Consider the following 17,481-nt stretch of genomic DNA (forward strand, 5'->3'; position numbering starts at 1 on the left):
GACCGCTTTTATGACTGACCCCATTCGCCTGTCCAAACGCCTGATCGAAGTGATTGGCTGTTCGCGCCGCGAGGCCGAACTCTACATCGAAGGCGGCTGGGTCACGGTGGATGGTGTGGTCGTAGAGGAGCCCCAGTTCAAAGTCGCTGAACAGCGCGTGGAACTGCTGCCCAATGCCGTCCTGGCGCCGATCGAGCCAGTCACCTTGCTTCTGAATGTGCCCAATGGGCATAACCCGGAACGCGCAGTGGAAGGCATCAGCTCGGCCAATCACTGGCCGGAAGACAGTTCCGGGATTCGCCCGTTAAAAGGCCATTTCGCCCGTCTGATCAACTGTGCACCGCTGCAAGCTGGCGCAGATGGCCTGCATGTACTGACCCAGGATTGGCGCATCGAGCGCAAGCTCAAGGAAGACCTGAGCAAACTGGAGCAGGAATATGTGGTCGAAGTCGTCGGCACCCTGAGTGCAAGTCAGCTCAAACGCCTGGCACACGGCCTGACTTTTAATGGCGTGGCCTTGCCACCCTGCAAGGTCAGCTGGCAGAACGAAACCCGCCTACGCTTCGCTTTGAAGAACCCGCTGCCCGGACAGATCGTGTTCATGTGCAACAGCGTCGACCTCAAAGTGCTGGGTATGAAGCGCATCCGTATCGGCGGTGTGTCGATGGCCAAGGTTCAGCCTGGGCAATGGCGCTACCTGGCCGGCAAAGAACGCTTCTAATCATTTTTTAACGGCTGCTTTGAGCCGCCGCCTTTTCAGGACCTTTCCATGCTTAACAACGACGTACTGCGCAGCCTGCGCTACACCCTCGACATCAGCGACGCGCAGATGGTCGACATCATTAAGCTCAGCGGCAAACAGGTTGCTCCCAGCGACCTCGCGGCCATGCTCAAGAAGGAAGACGAAGAAGGCTTTACCCCATGCGACGACGAGCTGATGGCACATTTCCTCGATGGTCTGGTGTTCTTCAAGCGCGGCAAGGATGACAGCCGCCCCGCTCAGCCACTGGAGCTGCCCGTCACCAACAACATGGTGTTGAAGAAACTGCGCGTGGCCTTCGAGCTGAAGGAAGACGACATGCACACGATCATGAACAGCGTCGACTGCCCGGTTTCCAAGCCGGAGATGAGTGCGCTGTTCCGCAAGTTCGGCCACAGCAACTACCGCACCTGCGGCGATCAGTTTCTGCGCAACTTCCTTAAGGGCCTGACCCTGCGCGTTCGCGGCTGAGTCCCAACGCCTCGCTGCCATGCCCGCCCGCATGGCAGCGTATTTCCACAGGCAATGATGACTGCCATGGCGCGGTCAGATGATTAGGGTAGTGGCACTCATCCGTTAAAAGGATTCGCCATGCACCCCTACTTCAGCCTGCAAGGCCGCACCGCCCTGGTTACCGGTGGCACCCGCGGCATCGGCAAAATGATCGCCAAAGCCTTTGTCGAAGCCGGCGCCACGGTCTACGTCTGCGCGCGTGACGGCGAAGCCTGCGCGCAAACCGCTGCCGAACTATCGGCCTTTGGCACCTGCCACGGCATCGCCGCCAACCTAGCGAGCGAGGAAGGTGTGCACGTGTTGGCTGAGCAGTTGGCCGGCAAGATCAACAGCCTGGATATTCTGGTTAACAACGCCGGCACCACCTGGGGCGCGCCGCTAGAAAGCTATCCGGCCAAGGGCTGGGAAAAGGTCATGCAACTCAACGTGACCTCGGTGTTCAGCTGCATCCAGCAATTGCTGCCGCTGCTGCGCAAGGCAGGCAGCGCGGCTAATCCGGCGCGAGTGATCAATATTGGCTCGGTCGCCGGCATTACCTCCCACGGCGAAGACGCCTACGCCTATGGCCCGAGCAAGGCGGCGCTGCATCAGCTGTCTCGCATGCTCGCCCGCGAGCTGGTCGGCCAACATATCAACGTCAACGTAATCGCGCCGGGGCGCTTCCCGAGCAAGATGACTCAGCATATCGCCACTGATGAGGCCGCCATGGCCGAAGACACCGCACTGATCCCGATGCAGCGCTGGGGCCGTGAAGAGGAAATGGCCGCTCTGGCGATCAGCCTGGCCAGCACGGCCGGGGCCTACATGACCGGCGCGATCATCCCCATCGACGGCGGTTTTCACCTCTAGTCAGGTACTATGGCGGCGTTTTCACTCGATCACACCGCCATGCCCTACTCCGTTTCCCCCATCGGTTTTGTCCGCTCCTGCTTCAAGGAGAAGTTCGCCATTCCCCGTCAGCCGCAATTGGCCCCGGCTGCCCGTGGCGTGCTGGAGCTGGTCACGCCCTTCGATAACGGCGATGCAGTGCAGGGATTGGAGCAGGTCAGCCATGTCTGGCTGCTGTTTCTGTTTCACCAGTCGCTGGAAGACAAGCCGCGGCTCAAGGTGCGCCCGCCGCGCCTGGGCGGCAATCAATCGGTCGGCGTATTCAGCACCCGCGCCACCCACCGGCCCAATGGCATCGGCCAGTCGGTGGTCAAACTGGACAAGGTCGAAGCCGGCAAACTGTGGCTGTCCGGCATCGACCTGCTCGACGGCACCCCGGTGCTGGATATCAAACCCTACGTGCCCTATGCCGACAGCATCGCCGGAGCCTACAACCGCATCGCGAACAGCGCGCCGGCACTGATCGACGTCGGCTGGCAGGACAGTGCACTGATCCAGGCAAACGAACATGGGCAGCGCCTGAATGAACCGCTGGTCGAGTTGATCGAACAATGCCTGGCCCAGGACCCGCGCCCGGCCTACCAGCAGCCCAGCCCAGAGCGCCGTTATGGCGCGTGCTTCTGGGATGTCGATGTGCACTGGCACTACCCGCAGCCTGGCAGCATCTGCGTGCTGGAAGTCGTGCCTGCCGGCTGATCTAGTTCACCTCACCCCGTTCGCGCAGATAGGCCAAGCAGCTATTTTGTCCTATATTTACTAAATAAATGTATACAAAAAAGGATGCTCACCATGCTCGAACGCCCCGGTCGCCTTAATGGCTTGCGCCATATCGCCCTGCTGGTCCCCAACCTGGAGGCCTGCGAACGCTTCTACGTGGATATTCTCGGCATGCAGGTGCTGCACCGCGCCAATCCAGACCTGGTCTACCTGACCTGTGGTAATGACAACCTGTCCCTGGGTCGCGCTTCTGTGCCCAGCAGCGGCGAGCAGGCAGTGGATCACTACGGCTTATCGTCGACAGCATCGATGAGCTGCACGCCTGGTACGCCTACTTCAAGGCACATGGCGTGACCCTGCTTGACCGCCCTTTCGCCCATGGCGACGGCGCGCACAGCTTCCACTTGCTCGACCCCGCCGGTAACAAGGTGCAGCCGATCTACCATCCGGCGGTCTCCGGGCAGCGCTTCAGCCAGGCACAATAGCAGGGAATACGCCGTCGAAACGGCGTTCTACACTGAGTAGACACCCGTCAGCAGTGATCGGCAAAGCCCAGCAGGCGACAAACAGACGTGCACTGTTCAACGCCTTGCGGGTATGGTGAGTGCAAGGGGCATGCTGCCAAAGCGCCAGTAAGCGGCCCGATAAACCGTCATCACACATCGACACACTGTGAACGCATGAAAGCCAGCACCTACGCGCCGACCGAAAACCTTGTCGATCTGCTGCTCGACGCCATCTGCGTGGTCGACAAACGCGGCCGCTTTGTTTTTGTCAGTGCGGCCTGCCAGCGCATTTTCGGCTACAGCGCAGAAGAAATGATCGGCCAGGTGATGATCGAAATGGTCCACCCCGAAGACCGCGCCAAAACCCTGCTGGCGGCGAAGGAAGTAATGGCCGGGGTGCATAAACCACAGTTTGAAAACCGTTACCTGCGCAAGGATGGCAGTAGCGTGCATATCCTCTGGTCTGCACGCTGGTCGGAAGATGATCAGGTGCGCATCGCCGTGGCCCACGACATCACCGAGCGTAAGCGCAGCGAAGCCCTGCAGACCGCGCTGTATGGCATTTCCGAAGCTGCTCATTCGGCCAAGGACCTGCTTGGCCTCTTTCAGCAGGTGCATCAGATTATTGGCGAACTGTTGCCAACCCTGAGCTTTTCCGTCGCCCTGTATGACGAACAAAATGACGAATTGAGCTTCCCCTACCCTGCCGAACCCCTTCCCAGTCCGCTGACTGATTCGCCGCTGAATGCCGTCACGTTGAGTGCCCAGGTCATTCGCAGCGGCAACACTTTGCTGTTGCCCAATGCCAGCCAGCCGCAACCTGAATCGCCACACAGCTGGCTGGGCGTACCGCTGCACTCACACAGAGGCATCATCGGCGCACTGCTGGTGCAAAGCAGCGCCTCCACCCGCTACAGCGAACGTGATCAGGAATTACTGCAATTCGTCTCGACCCAAGTGGCTGCGGCCATTGAGCGCCAGCAAATGCTCAGCCGGCTGCAGTTTATGGCGCAGTACGACCAGCTCACCCGACTGCCCAATCGCGAACTCCTGCGCGACCGCCTTCACACGGCCTTGGCCCGCGCACGTCGCGAGCAGTCGCAGGTCGCGCTGCTGTTCCTCGACCTGGACAAGTTCAAGCAGGTCAACGACAGCTTCGGTCATGCTGCAGGCGATCAACTGCTGCAAGGCGTCGCTCAACGTATCCAGCTGTGCCTGCGCGAGTCCGATACGGTGGCACGCTTTGCCGGGGACGAGTTCGTCGTGCTGTTAGAAGACTTTCACTCGACCGATCACGCCAGCGTGGTAGCCGAGAAAATCCGCCAGAGCCTCAATCAACCCTTTGAGGTGTGTGGCCAGAGCCAGACCGTCCTGCCCAGCATCGGCATCGCCCTGTACCCCCAGCACGCCCAAGACGAGCAGCAACTGCTGCAACATGCCGACAACGCCATGTACCAAGCCAAGCAGAAAGGCGGCAACCGTGCGCACAGCGCCTTAGCGCTGGAATAGCGCGCATAAAAAAGCCCGCCATGAGCGGGCTTTTGATAACGGCAGGCTTACTTCTCGACGAAGGCACGCTCAATCAGGTAATCACCCGGCTCACGCATACGTGGCGAAACGGTCAGGCCGAACTCGTTGAGCACTTCGCTGGTTTCATCCAGCATGCTCGGGCTGCCGCAGATCATCGCGCGGTCGTCCTGAGGATTGATCGGCGGCAGGCCAATGTCTTGGAACAGCTTGCCACTGCGCATCAGGTCGGTCAGACGTCCCTGGTTCTCGAACGGTTCACGGGTCACCGTCGGGTAGTAGATCAGCTTGTCCTTCAGCGCATCACCGAAGAACTCATTCTTCGGCAGGTGCTCGGTGATGAATTCACGGTAGGCCACTTCATTCACATAGCGCACGCCGTGAACCAGAATCACCTTCTCGAAACGCTCATAGGTTTCCGGGTCCTGAATAACACTCATAAACGGTGCCAAGCCAGTGCCCGTGCTGAGCAGGTACAGGTGCTTGCCCGGCTTGAGGTCATCCAGTACCAGGGTCCCGGTGGGTTTCTTGCTGATGATGATCTCATCGCCTTCCTTGAGGTGCTGCAACTGCGAGGTCAGCGGGCCATCCGGCACCTTGATACTGAAGAACTCCAGATGCTCTTCCCAGTTCGGGCTGGCAATCGAATAGGCGCGCATCAGCGGACGGCCGGTTTCCTGCTGCAAGCCGATCATCACGAACTGACCATTCTCGAAACGCAGACCCGGATCACGGGTGCACTTGAAGCTGAACAGCGTGTCGTTCCAATGGTGAACGCTAAGAATGCGCTCGGCGTTAAGATTGCTCATGTTCGGAGCTCCGCAAAGGTAATGTCGCCTGCGCGCCTGTGCGCAATTGCACGGCATTATAATGAGCGGCAGAATATCTGTTAACTTGATTATCAAGATATAGGTTATCGGTTATATAGATATGCGATTTACCCTCAGACAATTGCAAGTCTTCGTCGCCGTGGCTCAGCATGAAAGCGTGTCGCGCGCGGCCGATTCCCTGGCCCTGTCGCAATCAGCCACCAGTACTTCGCTCAGCGAACTGGAGCGTCAGTCCGACTGCCAGCTGTTCGACCGCGCCGGTAAGCGCCTGGGCCTCAACGCACTGGGCCTGCAACTGCTGCCACAAGCAGTCGCATTCCTCGATCAGGCCAAAGAAATCGAACGCCTGCTGGGCGGCAAGAGCGGCTACGGCTCGCTGAATGTTGGCGCCACGCTCACCGTCGGCAACTACCTGGCCACCCTGCTGATCGGCAGTTTTATGCAGCGCCACCCGGAGTGCCGGGTCAAGCTGCAGGTACACAACACCGCCTATGTGGTGCAACAGATTGCCCACTACGAACTAGATATGGGCATGATCGAAGGTGACTGCCAGCACCCGGATATCGAGGTGCAGCCCTGGGTTGAAGATGAGCTGGTGGTGTTCTGCGCGCCGCAACATGCGCTGGCGCAGCGCGGTGAAGCGAGCCTCGACGAGCTAACGCGCGAGGCGTGGATTCTGCGTGAACAAGGCTCCGGTACGCGCCTGACCTTTGACCAAGCCATGCGCCATCACCCCAGCAGCCTGAATATTCGCCTTGAGCTGGAACACACCGAGGCGATCAAACGTGCGGTGGAATCAGGCCTAGGGATTGGCTGCATTTCCCGCCTGGCACTGCGCGATGCCTTTCGCCGCGGCAGCCTGGTGGCGGTGGAAACCCCCGAGCTGGATCTACGCCGACAGTTCTACTTTATCTGGCACAAACAGAAGTACCAGACCGCCGCCATGCGTGAGTTCATCGAGCTGTGCCGCGCCCTGACCGCCGGCGTGACGCGCAGCGACCAGATCGTCCTGCCGACTATTGCCTGAAAGGCGGATTAACCGAGCAGGATAATCGCCCACACCAAGGCAATCAGGCTGAGGGCGGTGAACTGCGCGGCACTGCCCATGTCCTTGGCATTCTTCGACAGCGGGTGCAGCTCCAGGGATATACGGTCGATGGCCGCCTCCACTGCCGAGTTAAGCAGTTCGATGATCAGCGCCAGCAGACACACCGCGACCATCAAGGCGCGTTCAACGCGGCTGACATCCAGGTAGAACGCCAAAGGCACAAGTATCAGGTTGATCAACAACAGCTGGCGAAACGCGGCTTCACCGGTAAAAGCGGCGCGCAGGCCGGCCAGCGAGTAACCAGTGGCATTGAGTACACGTTTAAGGCCGGTCTGGCCTTTGAATGGAGACATTGAGGGTCATCACAACGAGAGGAGGAAAACAGCGCGGCAAGCCTGCCAGGCAAAGATTAACGGACGCTTAACCGTCCGTTTGTGAAGGAATCGACTCCAGCTGTTGCAGCAGCAAGGCCGCTTGAGTCCGAGTACGCACTCCCAGTTTACGGAAGATCGCCGTCACATGGGCCTTCACCGTGGCCTCAGACACGTTGAGTTCATAGGCGATCTGCTTATTCAGCAAGCCATCACAGACCATGGTCAGCACCCGGAACTGCTGCGGCGTCAGGCTGGCCAGCCCTGCACTGGCGGCTTTGGCTTCAGCCGACAAGGCAATCGCTTCCTGAGTCTGCTGTGGCCACCAGACCTCGCCATCCAACACCAGACGTACTGCCTGCTGGATCGTCTCCAGCGGGCTGGATTTGGGGATAAAGCCACTGGCGCCGAACTCCCGCGAGCGCGCGACTATGGACGGCTCTTCCTGAGCGGAGATCATCACCACCGGAATATGCGGGTACTGCCCTCGGAGCAACACCAAGCCTGAGAAGCCATAAGCGCCGGGCATATTGAGATCAAGCAGAACCAGGTCCCAGTCGGTCTTCTGTGCCAGGCAGGCTTCCAACTCGGCAATGCTGGCGGCTTCGACCAGCCGTACATCGGGCCCCAACCCCAGGGTTAACGCTTGTTGCAAGGCACTGCGAAACAGGGGGTGATCGTCGGCAATGAGGATTTCAAAAGCGGCCATGGTAAATCCTGTTTTTGTTATGTGGGTACCCGCCAGGGTACTGTCCAGGGCACGGTGAACAATGCGCCAGGCCACAGGGTTGCGGCGCAACCAAGCCTGAAAACGCAGAAAAGCGACCAAGCATGCCCAGCACTGACGGGGTGGTCAAGCACGACGCTTTGCGGCACAGTTCGCAGCTTTGCCGACGAGAGCCTGAAATGCGAAGCCACGCCCTGCGCGCCGACCTGTTAATGCTGCTGACTGCCATGATCTGGGGCTCGGCGTTTGTAGCTCAGCGCCTGGGCATGGACTCCGTAGGCCCGTTTCTCTACAGCGGCCTGCGTTTTGGCTTGGCAGCACTGATTCTGCTGCCAGTACTACGCCTGCTGGAAGGTCGCAGCAACAGCGCGACAGTCGCACCACTGAACCGCCAGCTGCTGCGTGGCGGCGTGCTGATGGGCTTGGCCCTAGCTTTGGGGATCAACCTGCAGCAGGTTGGCCTGCTGTTTACCAGCGTGACCAACTCCGGTTTCATCACTGGGTTGTACGTGATCATCGTGCCGCTGCTAGGGCTGTTTATTGGCCATAAAACCGGCCTGGGTATCTGGTTGGGCGCCTGCCTGGCAGTGGTCGGCATGTTCCTGCTCAGCGTCGGCGAGGGCTTTACCGTGGCCTCCGGCGATTGGCTGCAACTGGCCGGGGCGTTCGTGTGGGGTGTGCATGTACTGCTGGTGGGCTTCTTTGCCGGGCGCCATGACCCGCTGCGCCTGGCGCTGGTGCAGTTCATCACCTGCGCGGTAATCAGCCTGGTGCTGGCAGTAATCTTCGAGGAAATTCAGCTGGACGCGATCATCGCCGCGGGACCGGCGATTCTCTACGGCGGCATCTTCGGCGTAGCCATCGGTTTTACTTTACAGGTGGTGGCGCAGAAAGACGCCATCGCCTCGCATGCGGCCATTATCCTCTCACTGGAAGCGGTATTTGCCGCCATCGCCGGGGCCTGGCTACTCGGTGAATCACTGGAACTGCGTGGCTACTTCGGCTGCGCACTGATGTTTGCCGGCATGCTGTTGGCGCAGTTGTGGCCCAAGAAGCTGGCCCACTAGCCGCTAGAGAAACGCGCGCAGGCGTTCGTGCAACGGATCATCCAATGGCACCGCACGCGGTGCCTTGGCAGCCAGGTAGTGCTGACTAAAAACATCCAGGTAAGCATTCAAACCATCCGCCGCGCGCTGGTCGCCTGCCAACTCCAGGCACAGTGCCGCGACCTCGGCCGTGCAGAAATGGTCATCGCGCTTGGAGCGTCGCAGCTTGTAGCGTGACAGCTGCTCAGCCTGCAGGCTGAGTACGGGTAGGCTATCGAGGTAGGGGCTTTTGCGAAACATCTTGCGCGCCTCGCTCCAAGTGGCATCCAGCAGCACAAACAAAGGCCGCTTACCGGGCGCGGGTTGAACTTCGCTGACCACCCGTTCGGCGGCCACGTATTCACCCGGAAACACCAGATAAGGCTGCCACTGCGGATCGTTCAGCAACGCCGGCAACTCGGCATCAACCTCGACACGTGACCAGCCGAATGCCGACGTATCAGCCAGCACATCGGCAATCAGCCAGCCGGTATTGCTCGGTTTGAGCGCCTCGACATCGTGCATCAACAGACATACCGCTGACGTAGCGGCAATGCGCGGACGCCAGGCACACAGGCAATGGGTCATAACCAAACGGCACTCGTCACAACGCACTGAGCGGCTACCACGGGCCAAAAAAGGTTTAGCACTGCGGGCAATCCGCGCAGCGCGTAAACGCGAGACGGCGTGGCTCATCAGGCGTACACCTGACAGATAAGAAGAAACGGCATAAGTCATCCTGGGGTCAGCAAGCGCGGCAGTCTATCAAAGCCCGCTCAGGCGTATTCAACCGTGCGTCTTACGTGACCTACCGTGGTAACTGCGTAAGTGTCGGCAGACGAGTAAGATAGGCGCCACTGAACCTCTGCCCGGCAACGCCGGTCAGAAGGTGCGAATCGACTTTGGAGAACCCCATGCTGCGTTTGATCAGCCTGACCCTGGCAGTGAGTCTGCCCCTGTTTGCCCATGCCGCTACCCTGAAAGACTTTGAGCTGAGCAAAACCCTGGAAAAAGTCGCGCGCGAGAGCAGCGTAGGCACGCCACGAGCAATCAATGAAGACATTCTTGATCAAGGTTATACCGTTGATGGCAGTGAGCTGGTCAACCACCTCAGCGTACGCAGCGAGCATGCGGCACAAATGCGTGGCAACCCGGATGTGGTTCGCGCACAACTGGCTAACAGCGTGTGCCGCAACACCGGGTATCGCCAGTTATTGGCCCGCGGCGCGGCGCTGCGTTATGAATTCAGCGAATACAAAAGCAACCGCCCAGTGACCACCGAGCGTTTCAGCAAAGCCGACTGCGGTCTTTAATCCTCAGCTATCCGTTTGCTCCGCGCGCCGCTGCTCATCATCGGCGCGCAGATCGGCTAACAAGGCATGCATATAGCGCGAACGCCTGACGCCGCCCTCAAGACGATGCAAACACTCTTCTTCCAGGCTTATCTGGTTCTGCTGTGCTGCCTGCTGTAACAAGCGGTACAAATCGGCATCAAGATCCAAAGTCAATTTAGGCATACCTGCCCCTCCTTTTCCCACACCCACTGGCCTGCACTAACGCAGACAGTGTGGTTCTCCCCGCCCTTGCACGGCAGCTTGCTCCTCGGCACTGAGCAAATCGCCAAGCGGTTTTTCCAGCAACGCGGCAGCGGCCTCCAGCACATGCGCCCAGCTCGCCTGGTTGGCGAACAACATACCGGCTTCATCCAGGGTGCCACCTCGATTACGGTAGCCCAGCACCCGACTGTGTCGAGCCTCACCCAGCAGCGGCCACAGATGCCCACGGGCAACTTCCGGGCGCATATGGGTGAGCAGCACACGCTTTATGCTGGCAGCCGGGAATAACCGCTCTACCCGCTCGGCATCGACAATCACCGCCTGTTCCCAGGTATCGCGAGCAGCACGAAAACGCCCCGGCTCTTGCAAGTAAACCAGACGCCAGGCGCACCCGGCCGCGCTCAGACGAACGGCCGCGCGCTGCATTTCCGCCAACTGATAACTGCCGGTGGCGATCAGCAGCAATGGCTGCTCGCCTTGCTTCTCAGCCAGCACAACAGCGCCATCCTGCGCCAGCTGCTCGGCCTGTTCGCGAGTGAATACACAAGGCCGCTCACGTTTGGCTATCACCATGCAGGCGATCTGACCACGCGCCTGATAGATGTCTGGCAGCAGCGCCAATACCGAATTGTGATCGGCTGGAAAGATCACCCGCACCATATCGCTCATCTCACCGAGCAACGCCTCACAGAAGGTGGTGTCCTGGTGCGATTGCTGATTCTTGCCGTTCTCCCAGGTGTGCGATGTAGCCACCAGCGGCCAGCCAAGCCAGCCTGCCGGCCGGCCGGCCTCTTTCTGCTGACGGGCAAAAATGATCCGCTGACGTACTGCGCCAAGCATCTTCACGCAGAACGCCTCATAGCTCGCCACCAGATTCAGACCACCCTGGTTGGCCAGGCAGGCAGACACCACGGCTTCTTCATTGAGCGCAGTGATGATGGCGCCATCCAGCGCTTCCTGTTCGCTCTCCGGCGCGGTCACCCGGTGCTTGAGCGCCTTGAGGACGCCACCCAGACGATTGCTGGCCAGCTCATCGGGGTTACCAACACGCGGACGCAACTGCGGATTGGCCTGCACCAGATCGACAAAGAAACGATCCAGGGCCAGCATCGGCGAGCAGGCGCCGTCCTGATACTGCAACTCAGGCAGTTTTGGCAGCGCTGGATGACGCAGCGCCAGCGGGTTATCGCGCTCCAGCGGGCGGGAGCCTCGATCCGCAAACAGTGCGCAGGCGGCGCTCAGCTCTTCCGGCGCGACCCAAAGCTGCGTCGCATGCTGATTGAACAGCTCGCGGGACACCCCATCGGTGTGCGGGTTGGCCGGCAACGGCAGGTTGTGCGCCGCATTGCTGCCAGCGCCATAGAAGCCGAAGCCCTTGAGCGTTTCGGCAATGCCATAGGGAATCGGCAGCGGATAGTTCAACACACCATCGTGCAACTCCTGCACGCGGTGCCCCATACGCTGCTCCATGTCCCACAACGCGCAGACAAAAGCCGCCGGGTCGCGGCCATCGAAACTCACGGGATCAAAGCCGCAATGACGCAGGTGCTCACGGAAGTTATCCAGCCCGGCGGGCGTCGCCAGCTCGGTGCGTTGCTCGATGCGCCGACCATTGGCAATCATCAGCGGCAACGCCACGCCGCAGTCCTCGGCGCGCCACCAGCGTGGCATCCAGTCACTACCGCGTTGCTCTTCGGCCGCACCATCGGAGAGGAAGGCCACCAGCTTCTCGCCGGGTAACGGCAGATGAGCATATTGCAGCTCGGCAAAGCCCAGATAGCCGCCTTCGGCAATACCACCTGCCGTATGCGGATTGACGTGGCTGCCCAGCGGCGCGCTGACCTGGCCGGCGGCGTTCTGCGCATAGCTGTAGAAGTCCGCCACCAACTGGCTCATCCCGGCCTCGTCACAGGGGTAACGCTCGGCCTGTTCCGGGTGCTGATTGGCCGTTAGCAGGTTGAGCGCCTCGATGGCTGCCACACAGTGGCCCTGGCCCATCAGCCAGCCACGGGTTTCCCCGGTCAGGTTATTCAACGCCAGGTAACCGGCATAGGCCGGCACCATATTCAGCGCACCTCCGGTATGCCCTTCGGGCGACACCTTGAAGTCCTCTGCAGCCAACGCCTCGCCATCGAGGCGCACGCGCTGGGCATAGGTCATATGCACCACCAGCCAAAGCCCTGCGGCCGTCAGCCGATCCAGCGCGTGAAAGTGGCGGTAGACGCTCGGCAGATCCGCCTGCACACCGGCCTGCACCAACTGGTGGGCCATGCGGTAGACCGCGGCAAAGGTCTGCGGACTGTGCTGCAAAGGACCATAACCGCGCTGCCAGGCGGCGAAGGTTGGCTCAAGACGGGCATGCTCGGCCAACTCGCTGGCGCTGGGAAATAGCTGGATCATATGCGGCTCCGATAGTTTTAATCAGCTTAGAGCGCGGGATACAGGCAGATGCTGACCTGTATCAAAACCCCCGGTTACCTGATGGGACAGCCTTAAGCGCCACCCATTCAACTTGTTCAAGGATTAGCCATGGCCCTGCTCAACTTCCTCGGCGCAATTCAACAAGTCACCGGTTCCTGCTACCTGATCGAAAGCCGCGACGGGGCACGGGTATTACTCGACTGCGGCATGCGTCAGGGCCGCCGCGAAGAGGAAGACGGCAACCGCGCGCCGTTTGCCTTTGACCCGCACAGCCTAGACGCCGTGGTGATTTCTCATGCGCACATCGACCACACCGGCCTGCTGCCGAAACTCACGGCAGCCGGCTATCGCGGACCGATCTTCGCCACTGATGCGACCTGTGAGCTGATGGAGTTGATGCTGCTCGACGCAGCCTTTCTTCAGGAGAAAGACGCGGAGTGGGAAAACAAATGGCGCGCGCGGATGGGCAAGGCGCCAATCAGCCCGCTCTACACCACCGCCGACGCCGAACAGGCGCTGAGCCAACGCCGGCCAATGATTTATGGCGAAAGCCGCGAAGTGGCCAAGGGTGTGCAGGTCACCTTTCACGATGCCGGGCATATCCTCGGCTCGGCGATTGTCGAACTCGAAGTGCAGGACCATCACCTGACCCGCCGCTTGGTGTTCTCCGGCGACCTGGGCAATACCTGTTCACCCTTGATGCAAGACTCCAGCACGCTAAACAAAGCCGATGTGGTGCTGCTGGAATCGACCTACGGCGATCGCGATCACCGCTGCAGCGAGGACACCCTGGAAGAACTGGCGGAGATTCTGCAGCAGGCCCATCGCGATGACGGCAACGTCCTGATCCCCTCCTTCGCCGTCGGTCGTACCCAGGACCTGATCTACTACCTTGGGCGCTTCTACCACGAAGGGCGACTGCCGCAGCAGGCGGTGTTTCTCGACAGCCCCATGGCAATCCGCGCCAACGCCATCTACTCGCGTTTTCAGGACCAGTTTGCCGCCGAAGACCGCGCCGCCTTTCAGGCCCGCGGCAGCAAACGCATCGAAGACTGGCTACCGATCCTGCGCTGCACGCCGAGCCCGGAAGAATCGATGGCGATCAACCGGATACAGAGCGGCGCAATCATCATCGCCGGCAGCGGTATGTGCACCGGCGGGCGCATTGTCCATCACTTCAAGCACAACCTCTGGCGCGAGAATTGCCACCTGATCTTTCCCGGTTTCCAGGCCAAGGGTACGCTGGGACGCAGCATTGTCGATGGTGCGCAGAACGTGAAAATCCTCCATCAGCGCATCGCGGTAAAAGCCAAGGTGCATACCCTCGGCGGCTTCTCCGCGCATGCCGGGCAATCACAGCTGCTCGACTGGGTCAGCCACTTCGAGCACCACCCCGAGCTGTACCTGGTGCATGGCGAGCTGGAGAAGATGCAGGCCCTGCAACTGGCCTTGCGCGAGCGTCTGAACTGGATCGCCAACATCCCTGAACCAGGCGAGCAAATCGCCCTCTGATGCAGTCCTGGCATGGGCTGTCGGTTGTCACACATGGGCATGCGTCGCACAATCCCTCAGCCAGCAGCCATACTCAGGACAAGGCCGACGCAGCAAGAGGCTGCTCGGCCGGCAACCAGAAGGAGAAGTTGTATGCCCGATGAATCGGACGATTTTCTGTCCCGGCATTTTCAGACCAGTGGCGTCGACCTGACCACCCGAGTGGAAGAACTGGGCATCCTCGCCGCACCGCCCGACAGCCCCAACACCAAGCTCTACCAGGCCATGCTCGGCACGGTTGTGCGCATGGCGCAGGCTGATCGCAACCGCTGGGATGCCAAGATCATGCTGCAGACCCTACGCGAAATGGAGCATGCCTTCAGCACACTGGAACAGTTCAAACGGCGGCGCAAAGTGACCGTCTTCGGCTCGGCGCGCACCCCGTCCAGCCACCCGGTTTACCGTCTGGCCCGGGACCTGGGCGCTACCCTGGCCAAGCACAACCTGATGGTCATTACCGGCGCCGGTGGCGGCATTATGGCGGCCGCCCATGAAGGTGCCGGGCTGGAAAACAGCCTGGGCTTCAATATCACCCTGCCCTTCGAACAAGGCGCCAATGCCACTGTGCAAGGCAGCAACAACCTGTTGTCGTTCCACTTCTTCTTTCTGCGCAAACTGTTCTTCGTCAAGGAGGCCGACGGCCTAGTGCTCTGCCCCGGTGGTTTCGGCACCCTGGACGAAGCACTGGAAGTGCTGACCCTGATCCAGACCGGGAAAAGCCCACTAGTACCCGTGGTGCTGCTCGACCAACCTGGCGGCACCTTCTGGACCAGCGCCCTGACGTTTTTGCAGGAACAACTGCAGGACAACGGCTATATCCTGCCCAGCGATATGCGCCTGATGCGCCTGGTGCACAGCGCCGAAGAAGCAGCCGAGGAAATCGCCCAGTTCTACCGCAACTATCACTCCAGCCGCTGGCTCAAGGAACGCTATGTGATCCGCCTCAACCACGCGTTGAGCGAAGTGGCCATACAGCAGCTGAACGATGAGTTCCACGACCTGTGCATGCACGGCGACTTCCAGCAGCAAGCGCGCTGCGACTCCGAGCAGGACGAACCGGAACTGTGCCATATGACGCGCCTGGCCTTTGCCTTTAACGGGCGCAACCACGGCCGTTTGCGCGAACTCCTCGACCTGGTCAATCAGCCGCAGAACTGGACGGAAAACGCCTGAGCTGCCGCCCAGCCGATAGCCTGCTTGCGGGTTATCGACAATCTCGACTCAGCTGGCTAACGAGAAAAGATCATCCACACGCATTTCAGTACGGAAAGCATTGGCTTCCAGTACTGCAGCATCATCGGCGTGTGAAAGTAAGTAATGGGTAAAACGGAAGTACTGATACAAGCAGCCCGAACAACAGCCAGCTGCGGCTTAGTCGTCCAGTGCACCGCGTAGCAGCCGCCCAATCAGCTCAGGCGGATAACCTCGATAGCTAAGAAAGCGGCCTTGCTGGGCACGCTCACGAGCATCACGGGGTAGCTCACCGGCAAACTTGCGTTGCCAGGTTTCCTTCAGATGTTCACGCCAGTCGATACCACTGTCGCGCAAGGCTTGTTCGACATCACTGCGGGCCAAGCCACGCTGGGTCAGCTCTTCACGAATGCGCAACGGCCCGTAGCCGGAACGCGCACGGTAACTGACAAAGGCCTCCAGATAACGCGCCTCAGACAACAGACCTTCTTCTGCCAGGCGATCGAGAGCGGCTTCGATCAACTCATCCGCCGCTCCACGACTGCGCAACTTGCGGGTCAACTCGACCCGACCATGTTCGCGCCGCGCCAGCAGATCCATGGCAGCCCGCCGCACCGCGACGGGGTTATCCAGAGCAATGGACATAGACGGGCAAATCAGGCGTCGGCGTCAGCCAGGTCATCAGCCGTGGAGTTGGCCTTGACCGTCGGACTGACCACCAGCAACTTCTCACGGATCAAACCTTCAATGGTGCGTGCCACTTCCGGGTTGTCTTCAAGATATTTGGCCGAATTGGCCTTGCCCTGACCGATCTTGTTACCTTGGTAGCTGTACCAGGCGCCGGATTTTTCCAGCAGACCGAGCTGCACGCCGAGGTCGATGATCTCGCCGTTGCGGTAGATGCCCTTGCCGTAAAGAATCTGGAACTCGGCCTGACGGAACGGCGGCGCGACCTTGTTCTTCACCACTTTGACGCGGGTTTCGCTACCCACCACTTCGTCGCCTTCCTTCACCGCGCCGGTACGGCGGATGTCCAGACGAACCGAGGCGTAGAACTTCAGGGCGTTACCACCGGTGGTGGTTTCCGGGCTGCCGAACATCACGCCGATCTTCATGCGGATCTGGTTGATAAAGATCACCAGACAGTTGGCGTTCTTGATGTTGCCGGTGATCTTGCGCAGCGCCTGGCTCATCAGACGGGCCTGCAGGCCCACGTGCATATCGCCCATTTCGCCTTCGATTTCCGCCTTCGGCACCAGGGCTGCCACGGAGTCGATCACGATCACGTCGATGGCGTTGGAGCGCACCAGCATGTCGGTGATTTCCAGAGCCTGCTCGCCGGTATCCGGCTGCGAAACCAGCAGGTCATCAACGTTGACGCCCAGCTTGCCAGCGTACTCAGGATCGAGTGCATGCTCAGCATCGACGAAAGCGCAGGTGGCACCGAGCTTCTGTGCTTCGGCGATAACCGACAAGGTCAGGGTGGTTTTACCGGAAGACTCAGGGCCGTAGATTTCGACGATACGGCCTTTCGGCAGACCGCCAATGCCCAGCGCGATATCCAGACCCAGCGAGCCGGTGGAGATGGCCGGAATCGCCTGACGATCATGATCGCCCATGCGCATCACTGCACCTTTGCCGAATTGTTTTTCAATTTGGCCCAGGGCTGCCGCCAAGGCGCGCTTCTTATTCTCGTCCATTTAAGTCCTCACGTAATCAAGAAGGGCCAGCTAGCGGCCACCAACAACTGTATAAGTAGACAGTATTATTCCACAGGGCAAGTCGCCCGC

General features: G+C 60.1%; 18 protein-coding genes and 1 pseudogene. 11 read left to right on the forward strand and 8 right to left on the reverse strand.

Annotation, left to right across the window (positions count from 1 at the left end; translation table 11 throughout):
• Positions 1-10 precede the first annotated feature (10 nt).
• The 6 genes and pseudogenes from BLO50_RS02030 (at position 11) to BLO50_RS02055 (ending at position 4,893) form a co-directional block, all read left to right on the forward strand.
• Positions 11-721 (forward strand): rRNA pseudouridine synthase, encoded by a 711-nt coding sequence (locus BLO50_RS02030; RefSeq protein ID WP_090251120.1) that lies wholly within the window; start codon positions 11-13, stop codon positions 719-721.
• Positions 722-769: 48 nt separating this feature from the next.
• Positions 770-1,231, forward strand: a complete 462-nt coding sequence (locus BLO50_RS02035; protein ID WP_090248320.1) for a YehS family protein — start codon at positions 770-772, stop codon at positions 1,229-1,231.
• A 120-nt stretch (positions 1,232-1,351) separates the two neighbouring features.
• Complete coding sequence (locus BLO50_RS02040) at positions 1,352-2,122, forward strand: SDR family oxidoreductase (RefSeq protein WP_090248321.1); 771 nt, start codon at positions 1,352-1,354, stop codon at positions 2,120-2,122.
• 39 nt (positions 2,123-2,161) lie between these two features.
• On the forward strand, positions 2,162-2,857 hold the full coding sequence (gene tsaA / locus BLO50_RS02045; protein ID WP_090251123.1) for a tRNA (N6-threonylcarbamoyladenosine(37)-N6)-methyltransferase TrmO: 696 nt from the start codon (positions 2,162-2,164) through the stop codon (positions 2,855-2,857).
• A gap of 93 nt (positions 2,858-2,950) precedes the next feature.
• Positions 2,951-3,363, forward strand: a pseudogene (locus BLO50_RS02050) (VOC family protein).
• A 195-nt stretch (positions 3,364-3,558) separates the two neighbouring features.
• Positions 3,559-4,893: a GGDEF domain-containing protein gene (locus BLO50_RS02055; RefSeq protein ID WP_090248323.1), complete on the forward strand. Its 1,335-nt coding sequence runs from the start codon at positions 3,559-3,561 to the stop codon at positions 4,891-4,893.
• A 47-nt stretch (positions 4,894-4,940) separates the two neighbouring features.
• Here the strand turns inward: BLO50_RS02055 and fpr are convergent, their stop codons facing one another.
• Positions 4,941-5,720, reverse strand: coding sequence for a ferredoxin-NADP reductase (gene fpr, locus BLO50_RS02060; protein ID WP_090248324.1), 780 nt, complete (start codon positions 5,718-5,720; stop codon positions 4,941-4,943).
• A gap of 121 nt (positions 5,721-5,841) precedes the next feature.
• Here fpr and BLO50_RS02065 point away from each other — a divergent pair, with 121 nt between their 5' ends.
• Positions 5,842-6,768: a LysR family transcriptional regulator gene (locus tag BLO50_RS02065; RefSeq protein WP_090248326.1), complete on the forward strand. Its 927-nt coding sequence runs from the start codon at positions 5,842-5,844 to the stop codon at positions 6,766-6,768.
• A gap of 8 nt (positions 6,769-6,776) precedes the next feature.
• On the opposite strand, the gene BLO50_RS02070 is transcribed toward BLO50_RS02065, so the two are convergent.
• Both BLO50_RS02070 and erdR read right to left on the reverse strand, forming a co-directional pair.
• Positions 6,777-7,142: a diacylglycerol kinase gene (locus BLO50_RS02070; protein ID WP_090248327.1), complete on the reverse strand. Its 366-nt coding sequence runs from the start codon at positions 7,140-7,142 to the stop codon at positions 6,777-6,779.
• A gap of 67 nt (positions 7,143-7,209) precedes the next feature.
• On the reverse strand, positions 7,210-7,869 hold the full coding sequence (gene erdR / locus BLO50_RS02075) for a response regulator transcription factor ErdR (protein WP_090248329.1): 660 nt from the start codon (positions 7,867-7,869) through the stop codon (positions 7,210-7,212).
• 197 nt (positions 7,870-8,066) lie between these two features.
• Between erdR and BLO50_RS02080 the strand changes: the two genes are divergently transcribed.
• On the forward strand, positions 8,067-8,954 hold the full coding sequence (locus BLO50_RS02080; protein ID WP_090248331.1) for a DMT family transporter: 888 nt from the start codon (positions 8,067-8,069) through the stop codon (positions 8,952-8,954).
• Positions 8,955-8,957: 3 nt separating this feature from the next.
• Here the strand turns inward: BLO50_RS02080 and BLO50_RS02085 are convergent, their stop codons facing one another.
• Entirely contained in the window at positions 8,958-9,668 is a 711-nt protein-coding gene (locus BLO50_RS02085) for a tRNA-uridine aminocarboxypropyltransferase (protein WP_090248332.1), read from the reverse strand.
• Between the two features lie 218 nt (positions 9,669-9,886).
• Between BLO50_RS02085 and BLO50_RS02090 the strand changes: the two genes are divergently transcribed.
• Positions 9,887-10,285, forward strand: coding sequence for a quorum-sensing-regulated virulence factor family protein (locus tag BLO50_RS02090; RefSeq protein WP_090248333.1), 399 nt, complete (start codon positions 9,887-9,889; stop codon positions 10,283-10,285).
• A 3-nt stretch (positions 10,286-10,288) separates the two neighbouring features.
• Here the strand turns inward: BLO50_RS02090 and BLO50_RS02095 are convergent, their stop codons facing one another.
• Both BLO50_RS02095 and BLO50_RS02100 read right to left on the reverse strand, forming a co-directional pair.
• On the reverse strand, positions 10,289-10,489 hold the full coding sequence (locus BLO50_RS02095) for a hypothetical protein (protein ID WP_090248335.1): 201 nt from the start codon (positions 10,487-10,489) through the stop codon (positions 10,289-10,291).
• Positions 10,490-10,525: 36 nt separating this feature from the next.
• Entirely contained in the window at positions 10,526-12,928 is a 2,403-nt protein-coding gene (locus BLO50_RS02100) for a phosphoketolase family protein (protein ID WP_090248337.1), read from the reverse strand.
• Between the two features lie 129 nt (positions 12,929-13,057).
• Between BLO50_RS02100 and BLO50_RS02105 the strand changes: the two genes are divergently transcribed.
• Together BLO50_RS02105 and BLO50_RS02110 are read left to right on the forward strand one after the other, a co-directional pair.
• Positions 13,058-14,461, forward strand: coding sequence for an MBL fold metallo-hydrolase RNA specificity domain-containing protein (locus BLO50_RS02105; RefSeq protein ID WP_090248338.1), 1,404 nt, complete (start codon positions 13,058-13,060; stop codon positions 14,459-14,461).
• 132 nt (positions 14,462-14,593) lie between these two features.
• Complete coding sequence (locus BLO50_RS02110; protein WP_090248340.1) at positions 14,594-15,673, forward strand: LOG family protein; 1,080 nt, start codon at positions 14,594-14,596, stop codon at positions 15,671-15,673.
• A gap of 198 nt (positions 15,674-15,871) precedes the next feature.
• Here the strand turns inward: BLO50_RS02110 and recX are convergent, their stop codons facing one another.
• Complete coding sequence (gene recX / locus BLO50_RS02115) at positions 15,872-16,336, reverse strand: recombination regulator RecX (protein WP_090248341.1); 465 nt, start codon at positions 16,334-16,336, stop codon at positions 15,872-15,874.
• Positions 16,337-16,347: 11 nt separating this feature from the next.
• On the reverse strand, positions 16,348-17,391 hold the full coding sequence (gene recA, locus BLO50_RS02120) for a recombinase RecA (RefSeq protein ID WP_090248343.1): 1,044 nt from the start codon (positions 17,389-17,391) through the stop codon (positions 16,348-16,350).
• Between the last annotated feature and the right edge of the window lie 90 nt (positions 17,392-17,481).

It is taken from the genome of Pseudomonas peli (genome assembly GCF_900099645.1).
GTDB lineage: Bacteria > Pseudomonadota > Gammaproteobacteria > Pseudomonadales > Pseudomonadaceae > Aquipseudomonas > Aquipseudomonas peli.